The 24369-nt window shown below is 68.9% G+C and carries 28 protein-coding genes; 13 read left to right on the forward strand and 15 right to left on the reverse strand.

Features of this window, described 5'->3' with window-relative positions:
* Together AWC24_RS16135 and AWC24_RS16140 are read right to left on the reverse strand one after the other, a co-directional pair.
* Positions 1–819 carry a mycofactocin-coupled SDR family oxidoreductase gene (locus AWC24_RS16135; RefSeq protein ID WP_085086602.1) on the reverse strand — a complete coding sequence of 273 codons (819 nt, stop codon included), beginning with the start codon at positions 817–819 and terminating at the stop codon, positions 1–3.
* Positions 819–1136, reverse strand: coding sequence for a putative quinol monooxygenase (locus AWC24_RS16140; protein ID WP_085086604.1), 318 nt, complete (start codon positions 1134–1136; stop codon positions 819–821). The genes AWC24_RS16135 and AWC24_RS16140 overlap by 1 nt, the downstream gene beginning before the upstream one ends.
* Positions 1137–1294: 158 nt before the next feature.
* On the opposite strand from AWC24_RS16140, the gene AWC24_RS16145 reads away from it, so the two are divergent.
* The gene (locus AWC24_RS16145) at positions 1295–3790 is read left to right on the forward strand and encodes an FtsK/SpoIIIE family DNA translocase (protein WP_085086606.1); all 2496 of its coding nucleotides are present in this window, start codon (positions 1295–1297) and stop codon (positions 3788–3790) included.
* Here AWC24_RS16145 and AWC24_RS16150 read toward each other — a convergent pair.
* On the reverse strand, positions 3787–5136 hold the full coding sequence (locus tag AWC24_RS16150) for a wax ester/triacylglycerol synthase domain-containing protein (RefSeq protein WP_085086608.1): 1350 nt from the start codon (positions 5134–5136) through the stop codon (positions 3787–3789). The two genes, AWC24_RS16145 and AWC24_RS16150, sit on opposite strands and share 4 nt — an antisense overlap.
* Positions 5137–5315: 179 nt before the next feature.
* Between AWC24_RS16150 and AWC24_RS16155 the strand changes: the two genes are divergently transcribed.
* A complete protein-coding gene (locus tag AWC24_RS16155; protein ID WP_085086610.1) occupies positions 5316–5825 on the forward strand; it encodes a DUF421 domain-containing protein in 510 nt (169 codons plus the stop codon).
* Here the strand turns inward: AWC24_RS16155 and AWC24_RS16160 are convergent.
* Positions 5773–6345, reverse strand: coding sequence for an amino-acid N-acetyltransferase (locus tag AWC24_RS16160; protein WP_109560505.1), 573 nt, complete (start codon positions 6343–6345; stop codon positions 5773–5775). The genes AWC24_RS16155 and AWC24_RS16160 overlap by 53 nt on opposite strands.
* Positions 6346–6400: 55 nt before the next feature.
* On the opposite strand from AWC24_RS16160, the gene pgsA reads away from it, so the two are divergent.
* The 4 genes from pgsA to pspM all read left to right on the forward strand — a co-directional run bounded on the left by pgsA (position 6401) and on the right by pspM (position 9198).
* Positions 6401–7009, forward strand: a complete 609-nt coding sequence (pgsA, locus tag AWC24_RS16165) for a CDP-diacylglycerol--glycerol-3-phosphate 3-phosphatidyltransferase (RefSeq protein WP_234807395.1) — start codon at positions 6401–6403, stop codon at positions 7007–7009.
* A 68-nt stretch (positions 7010–7077) separates the two neighbouring features.
* Positions 7078–7419, forward strand: a complete 342-nt coding sequence (gene clgR, locus AWC24_RS16170; RefSeq protein ID WP_085086614.1) for a transcriptional regulator ClgR — start codon at positions 7078–7080, stop codon at positions 7417–7419.
* 126 nt (positions 7420–7545) lie between these two features.
* Entirely contained in the window at positions 7546–8361 is an 816-nt protein-coding gene (pspA, locus tag AWC24_RS16175; protein ID WP_085086616.1) for a phage shock protein PspA, read from the forward strand.
* 3 nt (positions 8362–8364) lie between these two features.
* Positions 8365–9198: a phage shock envelope stress response protein PspM gene (gene pspM, locus AWC24_RS16180; RefSeq protein WP_085086618.1), complete on the forward strand. Its 834-nt coding sequence runs from the start codon at positions 8365–8367 to the stop codon at positions 9196–9198.
* On the opposite strand, the gene AWC24_RS16185 is transcribed toward pspM, so the two are convergent.
* Together AWC24_RS16185 and AWC24_RS16190 are read right to left on the reverse strand one after the other, a co-directional pair.
* The gene (locus AWC24_RS16185; protein ID WP_407663415.1) at positions 9195–9608 is read right to left on the reverse strand and encodes a DUF5313 domain-containing protein; all 414 of its coding nucleotides are present in this window, start codon (positions 9606–9608) and stop codon (positions 9195–9197) included. The two genes, pspM and AWC24_RS16185, sit on opposite strands and share 4 nt — an antisense overlap.
* A 6-nt stretch (positions 9609–9614) precedes the next feature.
* Complete coding sequence (locus AWC24_RS16190; RefSeq protein ID WP_085086622.1) at positions 9615–10052, reverse strand: limonene-1,2-epoxide hydrolase family protein; 438 nt, start codon at positions 10050–10052, stop codon at positions 9615–9617.
* Positions 10053–10094: 42 nt separating this feature from the next.
* On the opposite strand from AWC24_RS16190, the gene AWC24_RS16195 reads away from it, so the two are divergent.
* Together AWC24_RS16195 and AWC24_RS16200 are read left to right on the forward strand one after the other, a co-directional pair.
* Positions 10095–11264, forward strand: a complete 1170-nt coding sequence (locus AWC24_RS16195) for a glycosyltransferase (RefSeq protein ID WP_085086624.1) — start codon at positions 10095–10097, stop codon at positions 11262–11264.
* Positions 11265–11278: 14 nt separating this feature from the next.
* Entirely contained in the window at positions 11279–11473 is a 195-nt protein-coding gene (locus tag AWC24_RS16200) for a DUF3046 domain-containing protein (protein ID WP_085086626.1), read from the forward strand.
* On the opposite strand, the gene AWC24_RS16205 is transcribed toward AWC24_RS16200, so the two are convergent.
* Positions 11464–12114 (reverse strand): TetR/AcrR family transcriptional regulator, encoded by a 651-nt coding sequence (locus AWC24_RS16205; RefSeq protein ID WP_085086628.1) that lies wholly within the window; start codon positions 12112–12114, stop codon positions 11464–11466. The two genes, AWC24_RS16200 and AWC24_RS16205, sit on opposite strands and share 10 nt — an antisense overlap.
* Positions 12115–12192: 78 nt before the next feature.
* On the opposite strand from AWC24_RS16205, the gene AWC24_RS16210 reads away from it, so the two are divergent.
* The 3 genes from AWC24_RS16210 to recX all read left to right on the forward strand — a co-directional run bounded on the left by AWC24_RS16210 (position 12193) and on the right by recX (position 16230).
* Positions 12193–13413: an oxygenase MpaB family protein gene (locus AWC24_RS16210; protein ID WP_085086630.1), complete on the forward strand. Its 1221-nt coding sequence runs from the start codon at positions 12193–12195 to the stop codon at positions 13411–13413.
* Positions 13414–13592: 179 nt separating this feature from the next.
* On the forward strand, positions 13593–15734 hold the full coding sequence (gene recA / locus AWC24_RS16215) for an intein-containing recombinase RecA (RefSeq protein ID WP_085086632.1): 2142 nt from the start codon (positions 13593–13595) through the stop codon (positions 15732–15734).
* Positions 15700–16230 carry a recombination regulator RecX gene (gene recX, locus AWC24_RS16220; protein WP_109560536.1) on the forward strand — a complete coding sequence of 177 codons (531 nt, stop codon included), beginning with the start codon at positions 15700–15702 and terminating at the stop codon, positions 16228–16230. Before recA ends, recX begins: the two co-directional genes overlap by 35 nt.
* Positions 16231–16233: 3 nt before the next feature.
* Here the strand turns inward: recX and AWC24_RS16225 are convergent, their stop codons facing one another.
* The 5 genes from AWC24_RS16225 to AWC24_RS16245 form a co-directional block, all read right to left on the reverse strand.
* Positions 16234–16461, reverse strand: a complete 228-nt coding sequence (locus AWC24_RS16225; protein WP_085086636.1) for an Rv1893 family protein — start codon at positions 16459–16461, stop codon at positions 16234–16236.
* A 63-nt stretch (positions 16462–16524) separates the two neighbouring features.
* Entirely contained in the window at positions 16525–17409 is an 885-nt protein-coding gene (locus AWC24_RS16230; RefSeq protein ID WP_085086638.1) for an amino acid ABC transporter permease, read from the reverse strand.
* A complete protein-coding gene (locus AWC24_RS16235; protein WP_085086640.1) occupies positions 17406–18083 on the reverse strand; it encodes an amino acid ABC transporter permease in 678 nt (225 codons plus the stop codon). Before AWC24_RS16235 ends, AWC24_RS16230 begins: the two co-directional genes overlap by 4 nt.
* Complete coding sequence (locus tag AWC24_RS16240) at positions 18080–18901, reverse strand: glutamate ABC transporter substrate-binding protein (protein ID WP_109560507.1); 822 nt, start codon at positions 18899–18901, stop codon at positions 18080–18082. Before AWC24_RS16240 ends, AWC24_RS16235 begins: the two co-directional genes overlap by 4 nt.
* On the reverse strand, positions 18901–19659 hold the full coding sequence (locus AWC24_RS16245) for an amino acid ABC transporter ATP-binding protein (RefSeq protein ID WP_085086642.1): 759 nt from the start codon (positions 19657–19659) through the stop codon (positions 18901–18903). The genes AWC24_RS16240 and AWC24_RS16245 overlap by 1 nt, the downstream gene beginning before the upstream one ends.
* A 98-nt stretch (positions 19660–19757) precedes the next feature.
* Here AWC24_RS16245 and miaB point away from each other — a divergent pair, with 98 nt between their 5' ends.
* Together miaB and AWC24_RS16255 are read left to right on the forward strand one after the other, a co-directional pair.
* Positions 19758–21224: a tRNA (N6-isopentenyl adenosine(37)-C2)-methylthiotransferase MiaB gene (gene miaB, locus AWC24_RS16250; protein ID WP_163705316.1), complete on the forward strand. Its 1467-nt coding sequence runs from the start codon at positions 19758–19760 to the stop codon at positions 21222–21224.
* Positions 21221–21817 carry an Rv2732c family membrane protein gene (locus tag AWC24_RS16255; protein WP_085086644.1) on the forward strand — a complete coding sequence of 199 codons (597 nt, stop codon included), beginning with the start codon at positions 21221–21223 and terminating at the stop codon, positions 21815–21817. Before miaB ends, AWC24_RS16255 begins: the two co-directional genes overlap by 4 nt.
* Here AWC24_RS16255 and AWC24_RS16260 read toward each other — a convergent pair.
* The 3 genes from AWC24_RS16260 to AWC24_RS16270 all read right to left on the reverse strand — a co-directional run bounded on the left by AWC24_RS16260 (position 21783) and on the right by AWC24_RS16270 (position 24361).
* The gene (locus AWC24_RS16260; RefSeq protein WP_085086646.1) at positions 21783–22523 is read right to left on the reverse strand and encodes a phosphodiesterase; all 741 of its coding nucleotides are present in this window, start codon (positions 22521–22523) and stop codon (positions 21783–21785) included. The two genes, AWC24_RS16255 and AWC24_RS16260, sit on opposite strands and share 35 nt — an antisense overlap.
* Positions 22496–22954 (reverse strand): SRPBCC family protein, encoded by a 459-nt coding sequence (locus AWC24_RS16265; protein WP_085086648.1) that lies wholly within the window; start codon positions 22952–22954, stop codon positions 22496–22498. The genes AWC24_RS16260 and AWC24_RS16265 overlap by 28 nt, the downstream gene beginning before the upstream one ends.
* Positions 22955–23029: 75 nt before the next feature.
* Complete coding sequence (locus AWC24_RS16270) at positions 23030–24361, reverse strand: DUF349 domain-containing protein (protein WP_085086649.1); 1332 nt, start codon at positions 24359–24361, stop codon at positions 23030–23032.
* Between the last annotated feature and the right edge of the window lie 8 nt (positions 24362–24369).

The following is a 24369-nucleotide window of genomic DNA, read 5'->3' on the forward strand; positions in this document are numbered from 1 at the left end:
CTACCTCTTATTGACGTAGCCGGCGTCCACCGGCAGCGTCACACCGGTGATGTAGCGGGCCGCATCGGACACCAGCCAGAATGCGGCGTTGGCGACGTCCTCCGGTTGCAGCACCTGCACCGGCAACGCGTTGCCCATGTCGGGTCCGCCCCGGGTGTCCGTGCCTTCCAGACCCTCCAGCCACTTCCGGGTGAACTCGTTGTCGATCATGGGCGTCTGCACACCGGCCGGATGCAAGGAGTTGACCCGAATGTTGTGTGGCGCAAGTAGGTTGGCGTAGACCCGCATCAGTCCGACGATGCCGTGCTTGGCGGCGGCGTAACCCAGCGATCCCGCCGCAGGAGCGGCCAGACCGACCAGCCCCGCCACCGAGCTGACCAGCACGATCGACCCGCCGTCACCTTGAGCGATCATCGGCTTCATCGCCACATCGACGGTGTGGTAGATACCGGTGAGGTTGACGTCGATCACGTCCTGCCAGGCGTCCTCGCCCGCCATCGGAGCAATTCCGGCGTTGGCGATCACGAAATCGAGCCGCCCGAGTTCGTCGAGGCCGGCCTGCAAAGCGGCGCCCAGGGCGGTGCGATCGCGGACATCGGCCGCCCTGGCCACGATGCGCACACCGGTGTCGTCGACCAGCTTGACCGTCTCCGCCAGATCGTCGGCGGTGGCCAGCGGATACGGCACGCTGGAGATCTGTTGGCACAGGTCGACCGCGATGATGTCGGCGCCCTCGGCGGCCAGCCGTAACGCATGTGCCCGGCCCTGGCCGCGCGCGGCACCGGTGATGAATGCGACCTTGCCGTCCAGCGCGCCCACTACACGGCTCGCAGTTGGCCTTTGGCCGGGTCACCGGCCGGCAGCGGCTGCAGCATCTTGATGTCGGGCGCTCCGTCCAGGTGCTCGCTGAGGCTGCCGAACATCTCGGCGACCGCCGGGGCCGTCGAGTGCGCCTTGAGCGCCTCGGCGTCGGCCCACTGCTCGATGAACACGAAGGCGCCGTCGGTCTCGTGCACCGAGTAGAGCTGGCAGCCCGGCTCCTGGTGCACCTGTGCCGCCGACTTGGCGCAGATCTCCCGGACGGCTTCGACTGATTCCGGCTTGACGGCGAAGGTGGCGACGACGACCACGGGCATGAAGGTCTCCTTGATGAGGCTAGGTGCGGGGAAGTCAGGCCTTGTCACCGTACGCAGCCGCACTGTGACCGGTGCCACGCGGGTGAGCTCCGGTAACCCGGGCCGTGGCCAGTGTGGCAGATGGTGCTATTGAGGGTATTGCGGTTAGGCTTGCGGCTATGGCTAGTAAGACGGCTAGTGGCACCAAGGCGCGATCGGGAACGCGAACTAGCAGGTCAAAGTCCGGTTCGCGAGCCAATGCCCGGCCGGCCCGTGCAGCGGCGGCACGCCGCAAACCCGCGCCGCGCCGGCAGCATTCGGGGCTGGCCGGGGCGGGAATGGCCTGCGGCAGGGCCGCCCGGGCGGCCTGGCTGATGGTCGCCAAGGCGGCCGGCGGCACCGCGCGGTCCGTCGGCCGTGCCCACGACATCGACCCGGGTCATCGCCGCGACGGTATCGCGCTGGCGCTGCTGGGGCTGGCCGTCGTGACGGCCGCCAGTTGCTGGCTGGACGCAGCGCGGCCGGTCGGAGCATGGATCGACACCGGGCTGCGCGCCGTGATCGGTGGCGCGGTGGTGCTGCTGCCGGTGCTGGCCGGCGTCGGCGCCGTCGCGCTGATGCGCACCGAACCCGTCCCGGAGAACCGGCCCCGGCTCATCCTCGGTTCGGCGATGGTCGCGCTGCCGATCCTGGGCCTGTGGCATCTGTGGGCCGGCTCGCCGCCGACCCCGGAGGGGCGCCTGCACGGCGCCGGTTTCGTCGGGTTCGCCATCGGCGGCCCGCTCGCCGACGGACTGACCGCCTGGATCGCCGCGCCGCTGCTGTGCATCGGGGTGCTGTTCGGGGTGCTGTTGCTGACCGGGACGACGCTGCGCGAGGCGCCCGAAGCGCTCCGCACCATGTTCGTCGCGCGGGACTACTACGACGACGGCTATGACGACGACTATGACGGCGAGCACGACTACTACGACGAGGACGGCGGCGACTTCGAGGACGGCGCGCCGCTCGACGGCGCCGAGGCCACCCCGGATTGGCAGTCGCGCACGCCGCTGGACAACTACCCGCTCGACGAGCCGCCCGCCGAGTCACCGCCGGCGCCCAAGCCCGCTCGCCGCAAGGCTCCCAAGACGGCGAAACCCACCGACACGACCGTCGTGTTGGACCGGGTGGTGGAGGGCCCCTACACGCTGCCGCCGCTGAGCCTGCTGGTCGCCGGTGATCCCCCCAAGACCCGCACCGCCGCCAACGAGGCGATGACCGACGCGATCACCTCGGTGCTCGAGCAGTTCAAGGTCGACGCCGCGGTCACCGGCTGCACCCGCGGTCCCACCGTCACCCGCTACGAGGTGGAGCTCGGCCCCGGCGTCAAGGTCGAGAAGATCACCGCCCTGCAGCGCAACATCGCCTACGCGGTGGCCACCGAAAGCGTGCGGATGCTCGCACCGATCCCGGGCAAGTCCGCGGTCGGCATCGAGGTGCCCAACACCGACCGGGAGATGGTGCGACTGGCCGACGTGCTGACCGCGCCGAGCACCCGCCGCGATCATCACCCGCTGGTGATCGGCCTGGGCAAGGACATCGAGGGCGACTTCATCAGCGCCAACCTGGCCAAGATGCCGCACCTGCTGGTGGCCGGCTCCACCGGCTCGGGCAAGTCCAGCTTCGTCAACTCGATGCTGGTGTCGCTGCTGGCACGGGCCACCCCCGAAGAGGTCAGGATGATCCTGATCGACCCGAAGATGGTGGAACTCACGCCGTACGAGGGCATTCCGCACCTGATCACCCCGATCATCACCTCACCGAAGAAAGCGGCGGCCGCGCTGGCCTGGCTGGTCGAGGAGATGGAGCAGCGCTACCAGGACATGCAGGCCTCCCGGGTGCGCCACATCGACGTCTTCAACGAGAAGGTCCGCTCCGGGGAGATCACCACACCGTTGGGCAGCGAACGGGTGTACCGGCCCTACCCCTACATCCTCGCGATCGTCGACGAGCTCGCCGACCTGATGATGACCGCGCCGCGCGACGTCGAGGACGCCATCGTGCGGATCACCCAGAAGGCCCGCGCCGCCGGCATCCACCTGGTGCTGGCCACCCAGCGGCCGTCGGTGGACGTCGTCACCGGCCTGATCAAGACCAACGTGCCGTCCCGGTTGGCGTTCGCCACCTCCTCGCTGACCGACTCCCGGGTGATCCTGGACCAGGCCGGCGCCGAGAAGCTGATCGGGATGGGCGACGGGCTGTTCCTGCCGATGGGCGCCAACAAGCCGGTCCGGCTGCAGGGCGCCTTCATCACCGACGAGGAGATCCACGCCGTCGTCACCGCCTGCAAGGACCAGGCCGAGCCGGACTACACCGACGGCGTCACCACCGCCAAACCGACCGGCGAGCGCACCGACGTCGACCCCGACATCGGCGACGACATGGAGGTCTTCCTGCAGGCCGTGGAACTGGTGGTGTCCAGCCAGTTCGGCTCAACCTCGATGTTGCAGCGCAAGCTGCGGGTCGGCTTCGCCAAGGCCGGCCGGTTGATGGACCTGATGGAGACCCGCAGCATCGTGGGTCCCTCCGAGGGCTCCAAGGCCCGCCAAGTGCTGGTCAAGCCCGACGAGCTGGCCGCGACGCTGATGGCCATCCGCGGCGGCGGGGACCCGGATGAGCACGGCGACGACGTTTAGTTGTTGACCACCAACGCCAACCCCCGCCGATCCCGGATCGGCCGTCCGGGCCGTCTGCTGCGGACCAGCAAGCGGTGCACGGCCGCCTCGACTCCGCGCGCGAGTTCGTCGCCGGCGGCGCCGTAGTCGGACAGGATGCCGAAGAACACGCTGTCGGCGTAGCGCAGTATCGCCGCACCGGTGCGCAGCTGCAGGGCCAGCGGCGGGATCGGCAGTACCGCCGACACCCTGCTTCCCATGATCTGCAGGGGCCGGCCGGGGCCGGGCACATTGGCTGCCAGGGCGACCAGGCGGCGCTGCGGCAGCCGGGACAGCAGATTGGTTGCCCACGCGGTGACCGGGACCGGGACAGTCCGTGCCACCGTGGCCAGCGGGTTGCCGCCCACTGCGCCCGCCGTGGCCTCGGCCAGCCGGTGGTGGACCATCCGCAACCGGACCACCGGATTGTCCTGGTCGACCGGCAGCCGGGGCAGCAGCACCGCCTGCCGAAGCGGTACCAGGGTGCGCAGCGAGTCCGGCTTCGGCTGCTCGCCGCGGCGAACCATCATGTTGCGGTAGCTCTCGGTCAGTGCCGCCAGCGCGACATCATCGGGCGTGACGTCGAAGACCTGGCAGATCTCGTCGACATCGGCGGCGCTGACCTGAGCTGCGGTGTAACGCCGCCGGCTGGTCAGCGGCCCGTTCAACGGTGTCACCGGCCGTAGCAGGCCCGTCGCGAATTCCGCAGCACCGCGCAGCGCCCGCTCGGCGTGCGCCATGCCGGTCACCGCATCGGCGGCCCACGAGGCAGCAGCCTGCAGCGGACCGGGCCGGCCGGTGTGCGGCTGGGCGCTCTCGGCATCGTCGGCGCTGCGGGGCATGCTGCCGTGGGCCGGCCCCTCATCGGAGAGCCCGGCGAGGATGTGGACGGTGGCGACGGCGTCGGCGATACAGGGGTGAACCTTGACCAGCATCGCCCAGCGGCCATCGGACAGGCCGTCGATCACCCAGATCTCCCACAGCGGCCGGTCCCGGTCCAGCCGCCAGGCCATCACTTCGGCCACCACCGAGAACAGGTCGTCGTCGCCACCGGTGCCGGGGACCGCAATACGGCAGACGTGGTTGGCGAGCTTGAAGTCGCGGTCCTCGACCCAATCGGGGGAGCCGAGGTCGAAGACGCGACGTCGCAGCCGCTGGGCGAACCGCGGGCAGGCCGCGATCCGCTCGCCCAGCACCGACAGCAGCGTCTGGTGATCGGGCATCGGGCCGTCGAGCACCGCCAGGGCGCCCATGCCCAGGTTGGTGTGCCGGTCGGCGTCCTCGACGTGCAGGAAACTCGCATCCAGGGGGGTCAGGTGTTCGGCCACGACTACCTCCAGTTATCTGCAACTGTCAGTACCACTATCTCGTGTTCGCCTCGCCGGCGGCAGGGCCGGAAGTCCCTGGTTCGGCATCCCGCCCACACCGGACACGCACTGGACACGGACTGGACACGGACCGGACACCGGCGGTTTTCCGGAACCGGGCGGGCGCGTAACCTCGCCTCGTGGACTGGGCACGACTATTTGCGTTCGACACACCGCCCTCGGAGATCATTGTCCGCGGAACCGTCATCTATATCGCGATCTATGCGTTGCTGCGGGTGGTGTTGAAACGCGAGGCGGGCACCAACGGCATCACGGATCTGATCGTCGTGGTGTTGATCGCCGATGCCGCCCAGAACGGGATGGCGGGTGGTTACCGGTCGATCAGCGACGGGATCCTGCTGGTCGGAGTGATCATCGGCTGGTCCTACCTGCTGAACTGGATGGCCCACCGCTGGCCCACCGTCGCGCGGTTGCTACGACCGGGTCCGTTGCTGGTGATCCACGACGGCGAACTCCTGCACGGCAATATGCGCAAGGAGATGATCACCGAGCAACACGTCCGCGAGCAGGCCCGCAAACAGGGGATCGCGGACCTTGCCGTCGTGCGTGAGGGCCGCATGGAATCCGACGGCCAGTTCAGCTTCCTGGTCGGCTCGACGCGCCGGACCGCCGGTCTGGTGATGGATTAAGCACCAGCAGCATCCGGGTGTTGCCCAGCGTGTTGGGCTTGACGTAGCTCAGGTCCAGGAACTCGGCCACCCCGACGTCGTAGGACCGTTGCATCTCCGCGAAAACCTCTGCGGTGACCGGTGTTCCGTCGATCTCGGCGAAGCCGTGCCGGGCGAAGAAGGCGGTCTCGAAGGTCAGCACGAACAGTCGCTGCAACTGCAGCTCCCGGGCGACCTCCAGCAGCCGGTCGACCAGAGCGTGGCCGATACCGCGGCCGGTCAGCGCCGGGTCGACCGCGATGGTGCGCACCTCGCCGAGATCCGACCACAACACGTGCAGGGCGCCGCAGCCCACCACCTGGTGTTCGGAGTCCTCGGCGACCCAGAACTCCTGGACCGCCTCGTACAGCGTCACCAGGTTCTTCTCCAGCAGGATCTTGCCGGCGTAAGTGTCCACCAGCTGCTTGATCGCCGGGACGTCGGAGGTCCGCGCACGCCGGATCAGGGGCCGTTGGGCCGGCGAATCAGCCGCGAAGTGCACAGATGCACAGTATCGGTTTCTCACTCTGGGCCGGGTAACGGATATTCTGTCTGCCGTGTCGCGGCAACCTCAAACCGGCCCGGCGGTGACGCACGTCCCGGTGGTCAATCTCGCCAACGCGGTAACCGTCATGCGGTTGCTGTTGGTGCCGGTCTTTCTGCTGGCATTGTTCGCCGCAGACGGCCACGATGCCAAGACCCGCATCGCGGCGTTCGTCATCTTCGCGGTGGCCATCATCACCGACCGGCTCGACGGTGCCCTGGCCCGCAACTACGGGCTGGTGACCGATTTCGGCACCCTGGCCGACCCCATCGCCGACAAGGCCCTGATCGGCGCCGCGTTGATCGGCCTGTCGATGCTCGGCGACCTGTGGTGGTGGGTGACGGTGCTGGTGCTGGTCCGAGAGATCGGAATCACCGTGCTGCGCTTCGCGGTGCTGCATCGCGGCGTGATCCCGGCCAGCCGCGGCGGGAAACTCAAGACCCTGGTGCAGGCGATCGGTATCGGGCTGCTCATCCTGCCGCTGACGGGTCCCTGGCTGGTGACGGCCTGGGCGGTGATGGCCGCCGCCGTGGTACTGACGGTGGTGACCGGCGTGGATTATGTGAGGTCGGCGATCGCCGACCTTCGCGCCGGAGTTGATCCGGCCAACCGGGAACCCTGACGGGCGTCGTGCGCGTTGACCTTGGTGACTGTCGGTTTTTCCAGGTTGGCCCTAAGGGGGAGTGCACGATGACGGCATTGCTGCGGGAATCGGTCGGCGAGGTGTTGCGCCAGGCCCGGACTACGCAGGGTCGCACACTGCGTGAAGTGTCCGACTCGGCGCGGGTCAGCCTGGGCTATCTCTCGGAGGTCGAGCGGGGCCGCAAGGAGGCGTCCAGCGAGTTGCTCAATGCGATCTGCGCGGCGTTGGAGGTCCCGCTGTCGGACGTGCTCTTCGATGCCGGCAGCCGGTTGGCGCGCGCCGAGCGGGACGAGCACGCCGAACGGGCCGTCCGTAACCTCGGGGTCACCCGTATCGACGCCGGGACCAAGGTCGTGATCCCGCCGCCACGGGCGATGGCCTCGGCATGACGGGCCGGCCCGGCGCGACCGGGCCAAAGGCAGTCTGAAGCCGCACCCGCCGACCGGCGAACCGATAAGTTGTCAGCGGTAAGCGGCAGAGTGACAACATCGAAAACAACCAGACGGAGCGAACTGATGGCCAACCCGTTCGTCAAGGCGTGGAAGTACGTGATGGCGCTGTTCAACGCGAAGATCGACGAACACGCCGACCCGAAGGTGCAGATCCAGCAGGCCATCGAAGAGGCGCAGCGTCAGCATCAGGCTCTCACCCAGCAGGCCGCGCAGGTGATCGGCAACCAACGTCAGCTGGAGATGCGGCTGAACCGGCAGCTGGCCGACATCGAGAAGCTCCAGGTCAATGTGCGCCAGGCGCTGACCCTGGCCGACCAGGCGACCGCGGCCGGGGACAGCGCCAAGGCCACCGAGTACAACAATGCCGCTGAGGCGTTCGCGGCGCAGCTGGTCACTGCTGAGCAGAGCGTGGAAGATCTCAAGGCGCTGCACGATCAGGCGCTGACCGCTGCCGGTCAGGCCAAGAAGGCCGTCGAGCAGAACGCGATGATGCTGCAGCAGAAGATCGCCGAGCGCACCAAGCTGCTCAGCCAGCTCGAACAGGCCAAGATGCAGGAGCAGGTCAGTGCCTCGCTGCGGTCGATGAGCGAGATCGCCGCTCCGGGAACCACTCCCAGCCTCGACGAGGTGCGCGACAAGATCGAACGGCGCTACGCCAACGCACTCGGCGAAGCGGAACTGGCGAAGGGGTCGGTGCAGGGCCGGATGCTCGAAGTGGAACAGGCCGGCGTGCAGATGGCCGGCCACTCCCGGTTGGAGCAGATCCGCGCCTCGATGCGCGGCGAGTCGCTGCCGGCCGGTGGCGCCACATCGCCGGTCACACCGGCGGCGCCGCAATCGGGCGCCGATCCCAACCCCGAGAATCCGCTGGGCCGATAGTAGATGGCCATGTCAGTCGGAGGTCGCTCCCGGCGCGCGCTGCTGCAGCGGGCCGTCGACCGCGCCAGCGAGGCCGCCGACGTACTGGCCGACAAGCTCGGTGCGATCGCCGACCCTCGGGCCAGACTGCTGCGCAAGCGCCGGTGGGCGCTGCGCCTGGGCCTGTTCTTCGGCGCGGCATGCGGATTCTGGTTGCTGGTGACCGCGGTGCTGGCGTCGTGGGCCACACCGGTGTGGGTGCTGCTGATCACCGGGCTGGTCGCCGCCGGAGCGGCCGCGCCGGCCACGCTGCTGCTGCTGCGGTTCCGTTGGTTGCGTTCGGTCCCGCTGCCGGCCGCGCGGACCGTCACCGCGCGCCGCCTGCCGCCGCCCGGTTCGGCGGCGCGACCGGCGATGTACGCGCTGGGCGCCTCCGAGCGCGGCATGGTGTCGCTGCTGGGCGTGCTGGAGCGCGGCCGGTTGCTGCCCGCCGAGGAGATCGCCGAACTGACCGCCGCGGTCAACGGTGCGGCGTCGACGATGGCCGCCACCGCCGGCCAGGTGGTGTCGATGGAGCGCACCGTGCAACACAATGCGCAGTCGGGGCAGTACCTGGTGCCGACCATCAACGCGTTCACCGCCCAGTTGAGTGCCGGGGTCCGCCAGTACAACGAAATGGTCACCGCTGCCGCACAACTGGTGGCCGCAGCCAATGACGGGTCATCGACGTCCGCCGGCGACCCGATGAACTCACCGATGTCCCAGCAGCGTTACCGCGAGGAGCTGACCGGGGCGACCGAGAAGATGTTGGGTTGGGCGGCCGCGTTCGACGAGCTCGCCCAGCTGCCCCGGCCCTAGATGTCGTCGGTTCGCTGATCGGCTGATTCGGGCCGAGGTCCGTAGCGTTCGATGTAGGTCCGGTGCAGGTGGGCATCGCGCCGGCGCTTTTGTGCGTCGGCCAGCTCCGGGTCGAGACCGTGCATCCGCAGCATGTGCTTGCGCCACACCTTGTTGAGCGCGTGCGAGAACAGGATCGCCATGAACCAGATCGGAAACGTCATGGACAGATGCGTCATGAAGTCGGTCGGCAGAAACCAGAACGGGATCAGGATCAACGTCGTCGGCACGACGGCGCGCATGATTATCCGAACGGTTGCCCCGGGCCCGGCCAGGTCGTTGCGCACCCAGTCCTGCATGGACGGCGGCAGAGGCCGCCCGATGCAGTAGCGGAGGTATTGGATCGGATTGGGGCGTCGGCGGGTGTCCAATGCGATCTACAACGTCGGTCGCAGTGCCGGGAAGACGGTTGCCGCCACCGCACGCAACGTCGCCTTGAACATATTCAGGAAGTCAAAGTAGTCGCGCCACAACGTGATACGCCCGTTGTGCACCTCGAAGACCCCGCATACCCAGAATTGCAGCCGTAGCGGGCCGAAGGTCAGCACATCGGTGCGCTCGGTGAGCACCGCCGAGCCGTCGGCGGCGATGCGGTGCACCTTCACGTCGAAGCCCGCACGACCGGACATCCGGCGGAACACCCCGACGGTGGCGCTGCGGCCGTAGATGGTCGGCAACCCGACGTTGTGGTACACCACGTCCTCGGCCAGGGCGTCGGCTGCCGTGTCGAGATCGTCGTCGGCGAGGGCGTCGAGGAACGTCTCCACGATTCGGATGTTGTCGACGGCGCTGTCGTGAACACTCGGTTCGGTCATGCCTGTCAGCCTAGGCCCGCGGGGCTGTGGCACGGTAGGCCGATGCGCATCGTGGTGGTCGCCGGGCCTGATCCCGGTCATGCGTTTCCGGCGATGGCGTTGTGCCGGCGCTTCGTCGCGGCCGGGGATGCGCCGACGCTGCTGACCGGAGTGCAGTGGCTGGACACCGCGCGCGCCGCCGGGGTGGACGCCGCCGAGCTGATCGGCCTCGATGCCACCGTCGTCGACGACGACGCGGACGACGGCGAGAAACTGCATCGGCGGGCGGCCCGCATGGCGCGGCAGAATCTCGACCAGCTCCGGGAGCTGACGCCGCACCTGGTGGTCTCCGACGTCATCACCGCCTGCGGCGGCATGGCCGCCGAACTGCTCGGCATCCCGTGGGTCGAACTGAGCCCGCACCCGCTGTACCTGCCGTCGAAGGGACTGCCGCCGATCGGCAGCGGCCTGGCACCCGGCACCGGGTTGCGGGGCCGGCTGCGCGACACGGTGATGCGGTCGCTGACCGCGCGGTCGGTGCGAACCGGGCTGCGGCAGCGCGCCGAGGCCCGGGCGGGCATCGGGCTTCCGGAGCGCGACCCCGGGCCGCTGCGGCGCCTGATCGCCACGCTGCCGGCCCTGGAGGTGCCCAGGCCCGACTGGCCCACCGAGGCGGTCGTGGTCGGGCCGCTGCACTTCGAGCCCACCGACGAGCTGCTGGGCGTGCCGCCGGGCGCCGGCCCGTTGGTGGTGGTGGCGCCGTCCACGGCGTCGACCGGGGCCGCCGGGTTGGCCGAGCTTGCGCTGGAGCACCTGGTGCCCGGCGTCGGGTTGCCGGCGGGTGCCCGGGTGGCGGTATCGCGGCTCAACGGCCCCGAGTTGACGCTGCCGGAATGGGCCGTCGCCGGCCTGGGACGCCAGGACGAACTGCTGACCCGCGCCGACCTGGTCATCTGCGGCGGCGGGCACGGCATGGTCGCCAAGTCCCTGCTGGCCGGGCTGCCGCTGGTGGTGGTTCCCGGCGGTGGCGACCAATGGGAGATCGCCAATCGGGTTGTGCGCCAGGGCAGTGGACGGCTGATCCGTCCGCTGAGCCCGGCGGCGCTGACCGAGGCGGTGAGTGCGGTGCTGGCGTCGCCGGGCTACCGTGCCGCCGCGCGACGGGCCGCCGACGGGGCCGCCGAGGTGGCCGACCCGGTGTGGGTGTGTCACGAGGCACTGTCTAGTGGCTGAGTAGGTTGGAGCGCGTGCGCCTGACCGAATTCCACGAGCGGGTCACGCACCGCTTCGGTGCGGCCTACGGCGCCACCGTGCTGACCGATCATGTGCTGGCCGCGGTGGGCGGGCGCACCGCCGCCCAGGCCATCGAGGACGGGGTGGAACCGCGCGACGTGTGGCGCGCGTTGTGCGCGGACTTCGACGTGCCGCGCGATCAGTGGTGAGAGTGGTCGTACGCATCCACGATGCTGCGGACCAGGGCGACGGCGAGGTCCGAGCAGGTGGTTGCCAGCTCGGCCGGGGACTCGGTGGGATCGTCGAGCCAGGCTTCGATGATCTGGTTGACGCCGCCGACGATGAACAGGGCGCCGCGGCGTAAGGCGGCGGGCGGCGGAAGCTCGCCCTCGATGACACCGGGGGCCCGCTCGACGACCGCGTCGGTGATCATGTCGAGGATGCGCGCCCGGTGCTCGCTGAGGCCGGGGACGGCAGACAGGTCGCAGGTGGCGATGCGGTGGATGTAGGGGTCGACGGCGATCAGCTCGAGGAAGGCGGTCAGCGCCGACCGCAGTTTGTCGGTCAGCGTCCCGGGGTCGCCGACACCGGCGGTGACCATGGCCTCGAGCAGCTGGTCGCGCACGTCATCGGAGACGGCGAACAGCAGCGCGTCGCGGTTGGCGAACTGCTCGTAGAAATAGCGTGGGATCAGCCCCGCGGCCGTGCAGACACCGCGGACGGTGACCTCGCCGAGCCCCGATTCACCCCAGATCCGGCGGCCGGCGGACAGCAATTTGCCCCGGCGTTCGGCGCGGCGGTCGACCGCGCTGATGCCGCCGTAGTCGCGCACCACTCCCGGGCGTTTCATTGACATCACCCTACCTGCGGCCTAGATTTGGAACACGGCTGTTATCCAAAATAGAAGCGGTGTTAGGAGGCCCATCGAATGAACTCGCCCGCACTGGCCATCCCGTCCCGCCATCCGGACGCGCCCGGCGCGATTCCGGCCACCATCCGGATGCTGGCCGGGGTGTTGGCGATCCCCAAGCCATCGCCGCAGCGGTGGCGCCAGATCGGCGAGGATCTGACCGTCGGCGATGAGCCGATGCAGCGGCTGGTGGAGTGGATGGCCGGTGTCAAGGAGGCGCGGCCGCTCTTCGAGCGGATCCTCGGCCACGGGCTGGCCGCCGTGCCGGACGCACCGGCGCCGCTGCGCGAGTTCTTCGGCGAGTTCGAACCGATCCCGGACTGGGTCGACATGGACCGGGTGCGCCGGGGTCAGCGGGCGATGCGGCGCGGTGGGGCCGACGGCACTTACATCGCACGTGACGTGTCGTTCCTGGGCGGCTACCAGTTCTCCTCGTTCAACAAGACGCTGTTGCGCACCGGGGTGCTGGAGAAGGGTTCGAACAAGCGGTTCGCCGAGACACTGCAGTGGGCGATGGACGTCACCGGCGAAGGGGGACTGGAGCCGCTCGGCGCCGGTTATCAGGCCACCATCCGGGTCCGCCTCATCCACGAGTACGTGCGCCGGCACGTGGCCGCGCTGCCGGACTGGCGCGGCGATGAATGGGGATTGCCGGTCAACCAGACCGACATGGCCGCCACCCTGGTGGGGGCGCTGATCGCGCCGCCCGCCGCCGGGATCGGGCTGGGAATCGTGCTGTCGCCGGGCGAGCTCGAGGACATCGCGCATATGACCCGCTACGTCGGTTGGCTGATGGGAATCCGCGAGGACTGGCTGCCGGCCAGCTTCCGTGACGGCGTGCGCATCCTCTATCAGACCCTGGGTGCGCTGTCTGAGCCCGACGAGTCGACCAAGCAGCTGGCCGGGCCGATGGCCGACGATCCGCTGGAGTGGCACTATTCCGCGCTGACCGGCGTGCGGCGTCGCATCGCGCGGTCGGCGCACCTGTCGGTGACCGGCAGCTTTCTGGGGCCGCGCACGATGCGCAAGCTGGGCCTGCCGGCGTTCGTGCTGCCGTGGTATCCGCTGGTGCGGATGCCGGTGAACCTGCTGCGCAGCGCTGCGGCGTTGGCGCTGCCCGGCGGCCAGGACCGCGCTGCGGCCCGCGGGCGCCGTGAGCAGGAGGAGTTCCTGCGCACCATGATGGGCGACGAGGACACCGCCATCGGGGCCTCGGCGCACGTGATGCGGGTGGCCTGAACGCGGCTTGGCTGCGGTCGAAAAGTCCGACCCGCCGACACGCCGCGTGTCGCACTTGATTCGAACATCCGTTCGCCTACTGTGGAGAGAGTTCGCCGGGTTGTCGGACCCTGTCGCTAGCGTCACGGCCAACCGACCGAGCACCGGTCAACCGAACACCGAACCACAGGAGAGGCATCATGGCGCAAGCCCCCGACCGCGAAAAAGCACTCGAACTGGCGATGGCCCAGATCGACAAGAATTACGGCAAAGGCTCGGTGATGCGCCTCGGCGACGAGGTGCGTCAGCCGATCTCGGTCATCCCGACCGGATCGATCGCCCTGGACGTGGCGCTGGGCATCGGCGGCCTGCCCCGGGGCCGGGTCGTCGAGATCTACGGCCCGGAGTCCTCCGGTAAGACCACCGTGGCGCTGCACGCGGTCGCCAACGCCCAGGCCGCCGGCGGGATCGCGGCGTTCATCGACGCCGAGCACGCGCTGGACCCCGACTACGCCAAGAAGCTCGGTGTGGACACCGACTCACTGCTGGTGTCCCAGCCCGACACCGGGGAGCAAGCGCTGGAGATCGCCGACACGCTGATCCGCTCCGGCGCGCTGGACATCCTGGTCATCGACTCGGTGGCCGCTCTGGTCCCGCGCGCCGAGATCGAGGGCGAGATGGGGGACAGCCACGTCGGCCTGCAAGCCCGGCTGATGAGCCAGGCGCTGCGGAAGATGACCGGCGCGCTGAACAATTCGGGAACCACCGCGATCTTCATCAACCAGTTGCGGGAGAAGATCGGTGTGATGTTCGGGTGCATGAACTATGCCACCCGGGTGACCCTTGCCGACGGCAGTACCGAGAAGATCGGCAAGATCGTCAACAACAAGATGGACGTCGAGGTGTTGTCCTACGACCCCATCGCCGACCAGTTGGTGCCGCGCAAGGTCGTGAACTGGTTCGACAACGGGCCTGCCGAGAAGTTCCTGCAGTTCACCGTCGAGAAGTCCGGTGGCAACGGCAAATCGCAGTTCGCCGCGACGCCCAACCACCTGATTCGGACCCCGGGCGGCTGGACCGAGGCCGGCGAACTGATCGCCGGCGACCGGGTCCTGGCCGCCGAACCGCACCTGCTCAGCGACCAGCAATTCCAGGTCGTCCTCGGCTCACTGATGGGTGACGGAAACCTCTCACCCAATCGGCGTGACCGCAACGGCGTCCGGTTCCGGTTGGGGCACGGCGCCAAGCAGGTGGAGTACCTGCAGTGGAAAACCGCGCTGATGGGCAACATCGGTCACTCGAAGCGGGAGAACGCTGCGGGTTCGCACTTCGTCGATTTCACTCCGCTTCCCGAACTGGGCGAACTGCAGCGCGCGGTGTATCTCGGAGACGGTAAGAAGTTCTTCTCCGAGGACTACCTCAAGGCACTCACCCCGTTGGCATTGGCCATCTGGTACATGGATGATGGCTCCTTCGCGCTGCGTTCCAAGGGATTACAGGAACGTACCGCCGGTGGTAGTGGGCGGATCGAAATCTGTGTGGAGGCGATGTCGGAAGGCACTCGGACCCGGCTGTGCGACTACCTGCGCGACACTCACGGCCTGGAAGTGCGGCTGCGGCTGTCGGGATCGGCGGGCAAGGCAGTGTTGGTGTTCTCCACAGCCGCCGCGGCCAAGTTCCAGGAATTGGTGGCGCCCTACATGGCACCGTCGATGGAGTACAAGCTGTTGCCGCGGTTCCGCGATCAAGGCGCCGTGACTCCGCAGTTCACCGAACCTACCCAGCATTTGGTGCCGGCTCGGGTGCTCGATGTCCATGTCAAGCCGCCGACTCGGTCGATGCACCGCTTCGACATCGAGGTGGAAGGCAACCACAACTACTTCGTCGACGGAGTGATGGTGCACAATTCACCCGAAACGACCACGGGCGGAAAGGCTTTGAAATTCTACGCCTCAGTGCGCCTGGATGTCCGGCGGATTGAGACGCTCAAGGACGGCACCGACGCGGTCGGCAACCGCACCCGGGTCAAGGTAGTCAAGAACAAGGTCAGCCCGCCGTTCAAACAGGCCGAGTTCGACATCCTGTACGGCCGGGGCATCAGCCGCGAGGGCTCACTGATCGACATGGGGGTGGATCAGGGCTTCATCCGCAAGTCCGGCTCCTGGTTCACCTACGACGGCGAACAACTCGGGCAGGGTAAGGAGAACGCCCGTAACTACCTGCTGGAGAACGTCGACGTGGCCAACGAGATCGAGAAGAAGATCAAAGAGAAGCTCGGTATCGGTGCCGTGCTGACCGATGGTTTGGCTGATGACGTCCTGCCCGCTCCCGTCGACTTCTGAGCCTGCCGAACCCAAGCGCGAGGAGCAGGCGAAGTCACTGTGCCTTCGCCTGCTCACCGCGCGGGCCCGAACCCGTGCCGAGCTCGCCGGCCAGCTGGCCAAACGCGGTTACCCCGACGACGTCAGTGACCGGGTGCTCGACCGGCTGGCCACCGCCGGATTGATCGACGACACCGACTTCGCCGAACAGTGGGTGCGATCCCGACGCGAACACGCGGGCAAGGGACGCAAGGTGCTTGCCGCTGAGCTGCGCACCAAGGGCGTCGCCGAAGACGTCATCGCCGAAGCGCTGGCCGGCATCGACGCCGGCGCCGAGCGGGACCGGGCCGAACAGCTGGTGCAGGGCAAACTGCGGCGGGAAACCCTCGGCGTGGATGATCTGCGGGTCACCCGCCGGCTGGTGGCGATGCTGGCCAGGCGCGGCTACAACCCGTCAATGGCCTATGACGTGGTCAGTACCGAGCTGGTCGCCGAACGGGAGCGGCGCCGGATTTGAGGCTCAGACCTCTTCGGCGTCGACCTCGTCGCTGCCGGTGAAGACCTCCTTGGTGCGCTCAACGGCGTGCGTGGCGATTTCCATCGAGTCCTGGACGATCGCGTTGACACCGCCGGAGACGTCGCCGCGGATGATGTCGCCGGCGTCCTCGACGATGTCGGACGCCTTCTCCACGGCGTGGGCGGCGATGTCGCGGGCAGCGTTGAACGCATCCTTGGGCGTGATGGCCATGAGGGTCTCCTGTCGCTGGCTGTTGGCACTGACTCTAGACGCCGGACCGGGCCGGTGCAGGGGCTATACGACCTGGGCTCCGGGAGTACCCTCCGGTTCGATCGTGGCCGCCTCCAACGGCGACCGGCGGGAGCGGCGCAGCCGGCGCTCCAGCGCGGTGGCACCCGCCGACAGCGCCAGGTTTCCGCTGATCATCAACGCCGCGATCACCAGCAGGGCGGGCAGGTAATTGCTGTATTGGGACCCGACCACCGTGCCCTGGCGGACCATCTCCACGAACGTGATCTGGTAGCCGATCGCGGTGTCCTTCAGCGCCACCACCAGCTGCGAGACCAGCACCGGCAGCATCGCGGTGACGGCCTGCGGCAGCAGCACCAGCCGCATCGAGCGGCCCCAGCTCAGCCCCAAAGCGGCGGCCGCCTCGGACTGCCCGCGGGGCAGGGCGTGCACCCCGGCCCGCACGATCTCGGCGATGACGGCGCCGTTGTACAGCGTCAGGCCGGTCACCACCCCGGCCAGCGCGATCTGCTGCGGCGGAAACGCATTGAGCACGCCGTAGATGAAGTAAGCGAAGATCATCATGATCAGCACCGGGATCGCCCGGAAGAACTCCACCAGCACCCCGCAGCACCAGCGGACCGGCCGGATGCTCGACAGTCGGCCGACACCGAGGCCGACACCCAGCACCAAGGCCAGCCCGATGGCCCACGCGGCCGCGGTCAGCGTGCCGGTCACCCCGGGCAACACGTAGGTCCGCCACAGGTCGGCGGTCAAAAACGGTGTCCACTTCTCCGCGGCCAACTGGCCCTTGGCCGACAGCCGCGAATACACCAGCCAGCCCAGCAATGCCACGATCAGCACGGTCGCCACCGATATGGCGTGGTGGCGGACGCGGGCCCGCGGCCCGGGTGCGTCGAACAGCACGGTTGCGCCCGCCGCCGACCTCATCGCGACACCGCCCAACGGCGGCCCAGATACCCGAACAGCAGCCCCAGCGGCAGGGTGAGCACGACGAAACCGGCCGCGAAGATCCCACCCACCGCCATCAGCGCCGCGGTGTTCTCGGTCATCGTCTTCATCAGCAGCGCCGCCTCGGCGACCCCGATCGCCGAGGCCAGCGTGGTGTTCTTCGTCAACGCGATCAACACCGATCCCAGCGGGATGATCACCGCCCGAAAAGCCTGAGGCAACAAGATGATCCGTAGATTCTGGCCGAAGCTGAGCCCCAGTGACCGGGCGGCCTCGGCCTGGCCGATCCCGACCGTGTTGACGCCCGAACGTAACGCCTCACACACGAACGACGCCGTGTACACGCCCAACCCGAGCACCGCCAGCCGAAAATTGCTGTCGTCGATCGACGTCGGCGAATGCGCATCGGTGAGCGTCACTCCCAGCGTCTGGGCCAGGCCGAACGAGCACAGCAGCAACAGCAGGGTCAACGGGGTGTTGCGCACCAGGTGTACATAGGCCGCACCCAGCCACCGCAGCGCCGGAACCGGAGCCAGCCGCATCGCCGCCAGCCCGGTGCCCAGCAGCAACGCCAGCCCGCCCGACAGCACTGCCAACTCGACGGTGACGGTGAACGCCTCGACGATCTGGCCCCGGTACTCGGCGAACATCATCGCGCGACCGGCGGGGGATCGGGCACCGCGAACCCGGCGGCGCCGAAGTTGTCGACGAACGCCGCCCGCCACGAGCCGTCGCGCTCCATCTGTTCGATGGCGTCGTTGATGCGGTGCCGCAGACCGTCGTTGCCCTTGCGCACCCCGATCCCGTACTCCTCCTGCGAGAATCGTTCGCCGACCAGCTTGAAAGCACCGGGGCTCTGGGCGGCATAGCCGGCCAGGATCACGTCATCGGTGGTCACCGCGTCGATGGCGCCGTTGCGCAGGGCTTCCACGCACGCCGAGTAGGTGTCGTAGCGCTGCAGCTGCACCCCGGGATAGCGGTCCTTGATGCGTTGGGCGGGAGTGGATCCCGACACCGAACACAGCTTCTTGTGGCGTTGCAGCGACGCTGTGCCGGTGATGTCGGTGTTGTCGGCCCGCACCAACAGCGACTGCCCGGCCAGCAGGTAGGGCCCGGCGAAGTCGACCTTCTCCAGCCGCGAATCGGTGATCGAATAGGTGGCCACCACATAGTCCACCTGACCGTTGCGCAGCAGCATCTCGCGTTGCCCGGACGGCGCTTCGAGCCAGGCGATGCGCTCAGCCGGGTAGCCCAACCGCCCGGCGACGTAGCGGGCCACGTCGACGTCGAACCCGCCGAGTGTGCCGTCGGGTCTTTTGACACTCAACCCGGGCTGGTCGAACTTGACACCGATGGTGATCTTGCCGCTGTCGTGGGGCGTGCACGCCGCGGCGAGCGCAGCCACGGCGGACCCCGCTGCCGTCACGGCACAAAGCCGCGCCAGCCGGTGCAACAGCCGCCGAACCCGCATCAGTGGTCGAGGACCCGGGCGAGAAAGTCTTTGGCGCGCGCGGACTTCGGCTTGCCGAAGAACTCCGCCGGCGGGGCGTCCTCGACGATCGTCCCGTCGGCCATGAAGACCACCCGATCGGCGGCGCGGCGAGCGAAGCCCATCTCGTGGGTCACCACCACCATGGTCATCCCGTCGTCGGCCAGTGAACTCATCACCGCCAGCACCTCGCTGATCATCTCCGGGTCGAGCGCACTGGTCGGCTCGTCGAACAGCATCACCTTCGGGTCCATCGCCAGGGAACGGGCGATCGCCACCCGCTGCTGCTGCCCGCCGGACAGTTGAGCGGGGTGTTTGCGGGCCTGATCGGCCACCCCGACCCGTTCCAGCAGTGCCATCGCCCGCCGCTGCGCCTGCGCCCGCGGGGTCTTGTGCACCTTCATCGGTGCCAGTGTGACGTTGTCGAGGACGGTCTTGTGCGGAAACAGGTTGAACGACTGGAACACCATCCCGACCTGCGCCCGCAGCCGGGCCAGTGGCGCGCCCTCGGCCGGCAACGGCTCGCCGTCGACGGTGATGGTGCCCGAGTCGATGGTCTCAAGTCGGTTGATGGTGCGGCACAGGGTGGACTTGCCCGAGCCCGACGGACCGAGGATCGCCACCACGTCGCCGCGCGCGACGTCGAGGTTGATGTCGCAGAGCACATGCAGGTCGCCGAAGTACTTGTTGACGTCCCGGATGGCGATCATCGGCACGGGATCCGGCCCGCCGCTGGTCATGGCACCCGACCCTACCGATGCGGTGTTCGCGGTTGTATCCCCAGCCGTGGGTCGATCCGATCGGTCCGGCCGACGCCGACAGCCGTAGCATAGTCCGGGTGAGTTCGCCGGTGATTTCCGAACAGCTACGCACCTATGAGGTACGCACCTACGGCTGCCAGATGAATGTTCACGACTCCGAACGCATCGCCGGCATGCTCGAACAGGCCGGTTACCGCCGCGCCGCCGCCGGCACCGACGCCGACCTGGTGGTCTTCAACACCTGCGCGGTGCGGGAGAACGCCGACAACAAGCTCTACGGCAACCTGAGCCACCTGGCGCCGAACAAGCGCAACAACCCCGACATGCAGATCGCCGTCGGCGGCTGCCTGGCCCAGAAGGACAAGGACGGCGTGCTGAGCCGGGCGCCGTGGGTGGACGTGGTGTTCGGCACCCACAACCTGGGCTCGCTGCCGGTGCTGCTGGAACGGGCCCGCCACAACCGTCAGGCGCAGGTCGAGATCGTCGAGTCGCTGCGGGAATTCCCGTCGTCGCTGCCGGCCGCGCGGGAATCGGCCTACGCGGCCTGGGTTTCCATCTCCGTCGGCTGCAACAACAGCTGCACGTTCTGCATCGTGCCGTCGCTGCGGGGCCGCGAAGTCGACCGCAGCCCCGATGACATCCTCGCCGAAGTGCGGGCGCTTGCCGATCAGGGCGTTCTCGAGGTGACGCTGCTGGGCCAGAACGTCAACGCCTACGGCGTCTCGTTCGCCGACCCGGAACTGCCGCGCGACCGAGGGGCGTTCGCATCGCTGCTGCGGGCCTGCGGGGACATCGACGGACTGGAGCGGGTCCGGTTCACCTCTCCGCACCCGGCCGAGTTCACCGACGACGTCATCGAGGCGATGGCGCAGACCCGCAACGTGTGTCCCACGCTGCACATGCCGCTGCAATCCGGCTCCGATGTGGTGCTGCGGGCGATGCGCCGCTCCTACCGCGCCGAGCGCTATCTGGGGATTCTCGACCGGGTGCGAGCCGCCATCCCGGACGCGGCGATCACCACCGACCTGATCGTCGGGTTCCCGGGCGAGACCGAACGGGATTTCGACGACACCCTCGAGGTGGTACGGGCCGCCCGATTCGCCGCCGCATTCACCTTCCAATACTCCAAGCGTCCCGGGACACCGGCCGCGGAACTACCGGAGCAGCTGCCCAAAGAGGTTGTCCAGCAACGCTACGACCGCTTGGTGGACCTCCAGGAGGAGATCTCACTGGCCGAGAACCGGGCACAGGTCGGGCGCACCGTGGAGGTGCTGGTCGCGGTCGGGGAGGGCCGCAAGGACGCCCAGACGGCGCGGATGAGCGGTCGGGCCCGCGACGGCCGGTTGGTGCACTTCGTGCCGGGCGGAGCCGATGTGCGTCCCGGTGACGTGGTGACCACGACGGTGACCGGCGCCGCGCCACATCATTTGCTGGCTGACGCTCCGCTGCACAGTCACCGCCGCACCCGAGCGGGTGACATCGCGGCCGGCCCCCCGCCCGGTGTCGGTCTGGGCATGCCGAAGATGCCGGGGGCGGCGCGATGAGCGGTCCCAGCCCGAGCCCGGACGACTTCGAGGCCTACCGGGCCGACATCGAGGCCGCCGAGCGGCGCGTTGCCAGCGAAATCGACCCCGGCGGTAGGGGACTGGTCGTCGCGATCGCGGTGTTCGTGCTGTTGGCGTCGTTTCTGCTGCCGCACACCGGAACCGTGCGGGGCTGGGATGTGTTGTTCGCGTCCAACGGTTCCGGCGAAGCGCTCGTGACGCTGCCGTCGCAGCTGTTCATGTGGCTGGCGCTGGTGTTCGGGGCCGGGTTCTCGATGCTGGCGTTGCTGACCCGGCGCTGGACGGTGGCCTGGGTGGCGCTGGCTGGCTCGGCGGTGGCCAGCGTGGCCGGGCTGCTGGCCGTATGGTCGCGGCAGACGGTGATGCAGGGCCATCCGGGTCCCGGCTTCGGGCTCATCCTGTCCTGGGTCACGGTGATCGTGCTGACGTTTCACTGGGCTCGACTGGTGTGGGCGCGCACCGCGGTGCAACTGGCCGCCGAGGAGGAGCGCCGCCGACGCACCGCGCAGCGCCCGCCCCGAAGTGTGTTGGACGACATCAATCGTCCGGAGGACCGCCCGCCCGGGCAGTGACCGCCGGAGCCCCCCTGCCGTCGCGGCTTCCCCGATAGGCCTGGGCGCGTAGTTCCGCCAGCCACCGGGGCCGCAGCACCACCCCCGGCGCGGTGTTCACGATCGGGTCGAATGACACATCGGCGCCCGCCGCCCCGCGGCACCGGCCCGGGGCGGTGAGCACCAGATCGGCCAGTGGCCGAAAGCCCCCCGTGCCGAGGGCCTGGTCGAGTTCGAAGCAGACCCGGCCCCGCTCGATCTCGCGTCGCATGCTGCGCAGCGCCAATCCGTAGCCGTGGACCGGGGTGACCAATCGGGCGCGCAGCCACCACGTGCCGTCCCGATAGCCCAGCGGCATGAGCGTGGTCATGGTCACCGCCGTCCATGACAGCACGGGGCGCAACCCCAGCATGCGGCCCAACACCCCCGAACCCGCCGACACCAAGAGGATGTCCCAGCAGTCCTGACCGTGTTGCGGAGAGGGCACCCGCAGGGCCAATCCGACGGCGTCGGGTGCGGTGCCCGGAGTGCCCGCCGCCTTGGAGATGCGAGCGACCACGGCTGAGGACGCCAGCGGCAGACCCTCGTCGGCCGGTGCGAGGCGGTCCAGGAAGCCGGTCGCCAGGACGCCGGACGGATGGAACACCCGACGGCGCCGCGCGGCGGCCCCCCAGCGGAACACCCGCGCGGCGGGGCCGGTCAGCGTCGCGGCACGTCTCCGCGCCACGCGCCGGTCTCCGCGGGTTGGTTCTCGATGAAGTCCTTGAACCGCTGCAGATCCGAGTGGACCCGGTGGTCGAGGATGTTGAGTTTGTCGGCGACGTTCTCCACGACGCCGTCGGGGTCGATGTCCATCTGGGTGGTCACCCGGGTGGTGTCCTCATCGATCTTGTGGAACGTGACCACGCCGCCGTGACGGGGACCGGTGTCGGAGCGCCAGGCCACCCGTTCCTCGGGGTGTTGCTCGGTGATGGTGGCGTCGAACTCACGCGTCGCGGGCCCCACCTTGATCGTCCAGTGCAGGTGGGTGTCGTCGCGCTGTTCGATGCGCTCGACACCCTCCATGAACTGCGGGAACGACTCGAACTGGGTCCATTGGTTGTAAACCGTCCGGATCGGCCGCTTGACGTCGAGAGCGGCGGTGATATTGCTGGCCATACTTCCCCCCAGGTGAGATGGTCGTTGTCACCAAAGGGGTTAACCCGGCCTGCCCGGCCGCCAAACATCGCCCGGTCAGCGCCGGGTGAGCGCCTGCTCTGCGGCCTGGGCCCATTGCCGCCACTGTTCGGCGTTGGCGCTGGCCTCCGCGGCGTCCTTGTCACGGCCGGCCGCCTGTGCCTTCTGTGCTTGGCGTTCGAATTGCTCAGCGCGGGTACGGAACTGGGCGGCGCGGGCCTGCGCTTCCGGATCCACGCCGGAGGCGTCGGCGGCCGCGCCGGCGTCGCGGAGCTTCTTCTCCACGGCACGCAGGCGCCGCTCCAGTTCGGCGGAGCGCTCCCGGGGGACCTTGCCGATCTCGTCCCACTTGTTCACGATCGAGCGCAGCGCGGTGCGCGCCGCATTCTGGCTGGCCGGGTCGATCCGCTCGGCGTCGGCCAGCAGCGCCTCCTTCGCGGTGGCATTGGCCACCAGTTCGGCGTCGCGTTCGGCGTTGGCGGCGTTGCGAGCGCTGAAGAAGGTGTCCTGGGCGGCCTTGAACCGCTGCCACAACGCCTCGTCGGCGTCCTTGGACGCCCGCCCGGCCGCCTTCCAGGTGGTGAGCAGTTCCCGGAATGTGGCACTGGTCGCCGCCCAGTCGGTCGAGCCGGCCAGCTCCTCGGCCCGCTTGCACAACCGTTCCTTGTCCTCGCGCGCCCCCGCCCGCCCGCGATCCAGGTCGGCGAAGTGCGAACCGCGCCGCCGGTTGAAGCCGTCCCGGGCCGCGGCATAACGCTTCCACAGGGCGTCATCGGTCTTACGGTCCAGGCCGGTGATCGTGCGCCACTCCTCGAGGATGGTCCGCAGCCGGTCGCCGGCGGCCTTCCACTGCGTGGAGTTCGCGGCCAGCTCCTCGGCCTCGGCGGCAAGTGCCTCTTTGCGGGCGGTCGCCGCGGCCCGCTGCTCGTCGCGCTGCGCCCGGTTCGCCGCGGCGACGGCATCGGCGCGCTCGCGGACCGCGGTGACCCGGGCCGCCAGCGCATCGACATCGCCGAGCACATTCGCGGTGGGCAACGACTCGGCCAGCGCCGCTGCCGAGGCCTTGATCTTGCGCGCGTCGCCGCTCCCGGAGGCCAGTCGTTCCTCGAGCAGGGTGACCTCGGTGCTCAGATCATCGAAGCGCCGGCCGAAGTGCGCGAACGCGGCCTCGGGGTCACCGGCCTGCCACGAGCCGATCTGTCGCTCGCCGGCCGCGGTGACCAGCCACACCGTGCCGTCGTCGTCGACCCGCCCGAAGCGATGCGGATCAGCGCTGGGAGGCCCGGCGACGGCCGGGGCGGGCCGGACCCCGGGCTTCGGGCCGGGTCGGGGCCCCGGTCGCGGACCCGGGCGGGGGATGGGGGCGGATGAACCGCTGTCGATGGTCATCGCTGTCG

The organism is Mycolicibacter senuensis (genome assembly GCF_002101885.1).
Lineage (GTDB): Bacteria > Actinomycetota > Actinomycetes > Mycobacteriales > Mycobacteriaceae > Mycobacterium > Mycobacterium senuense.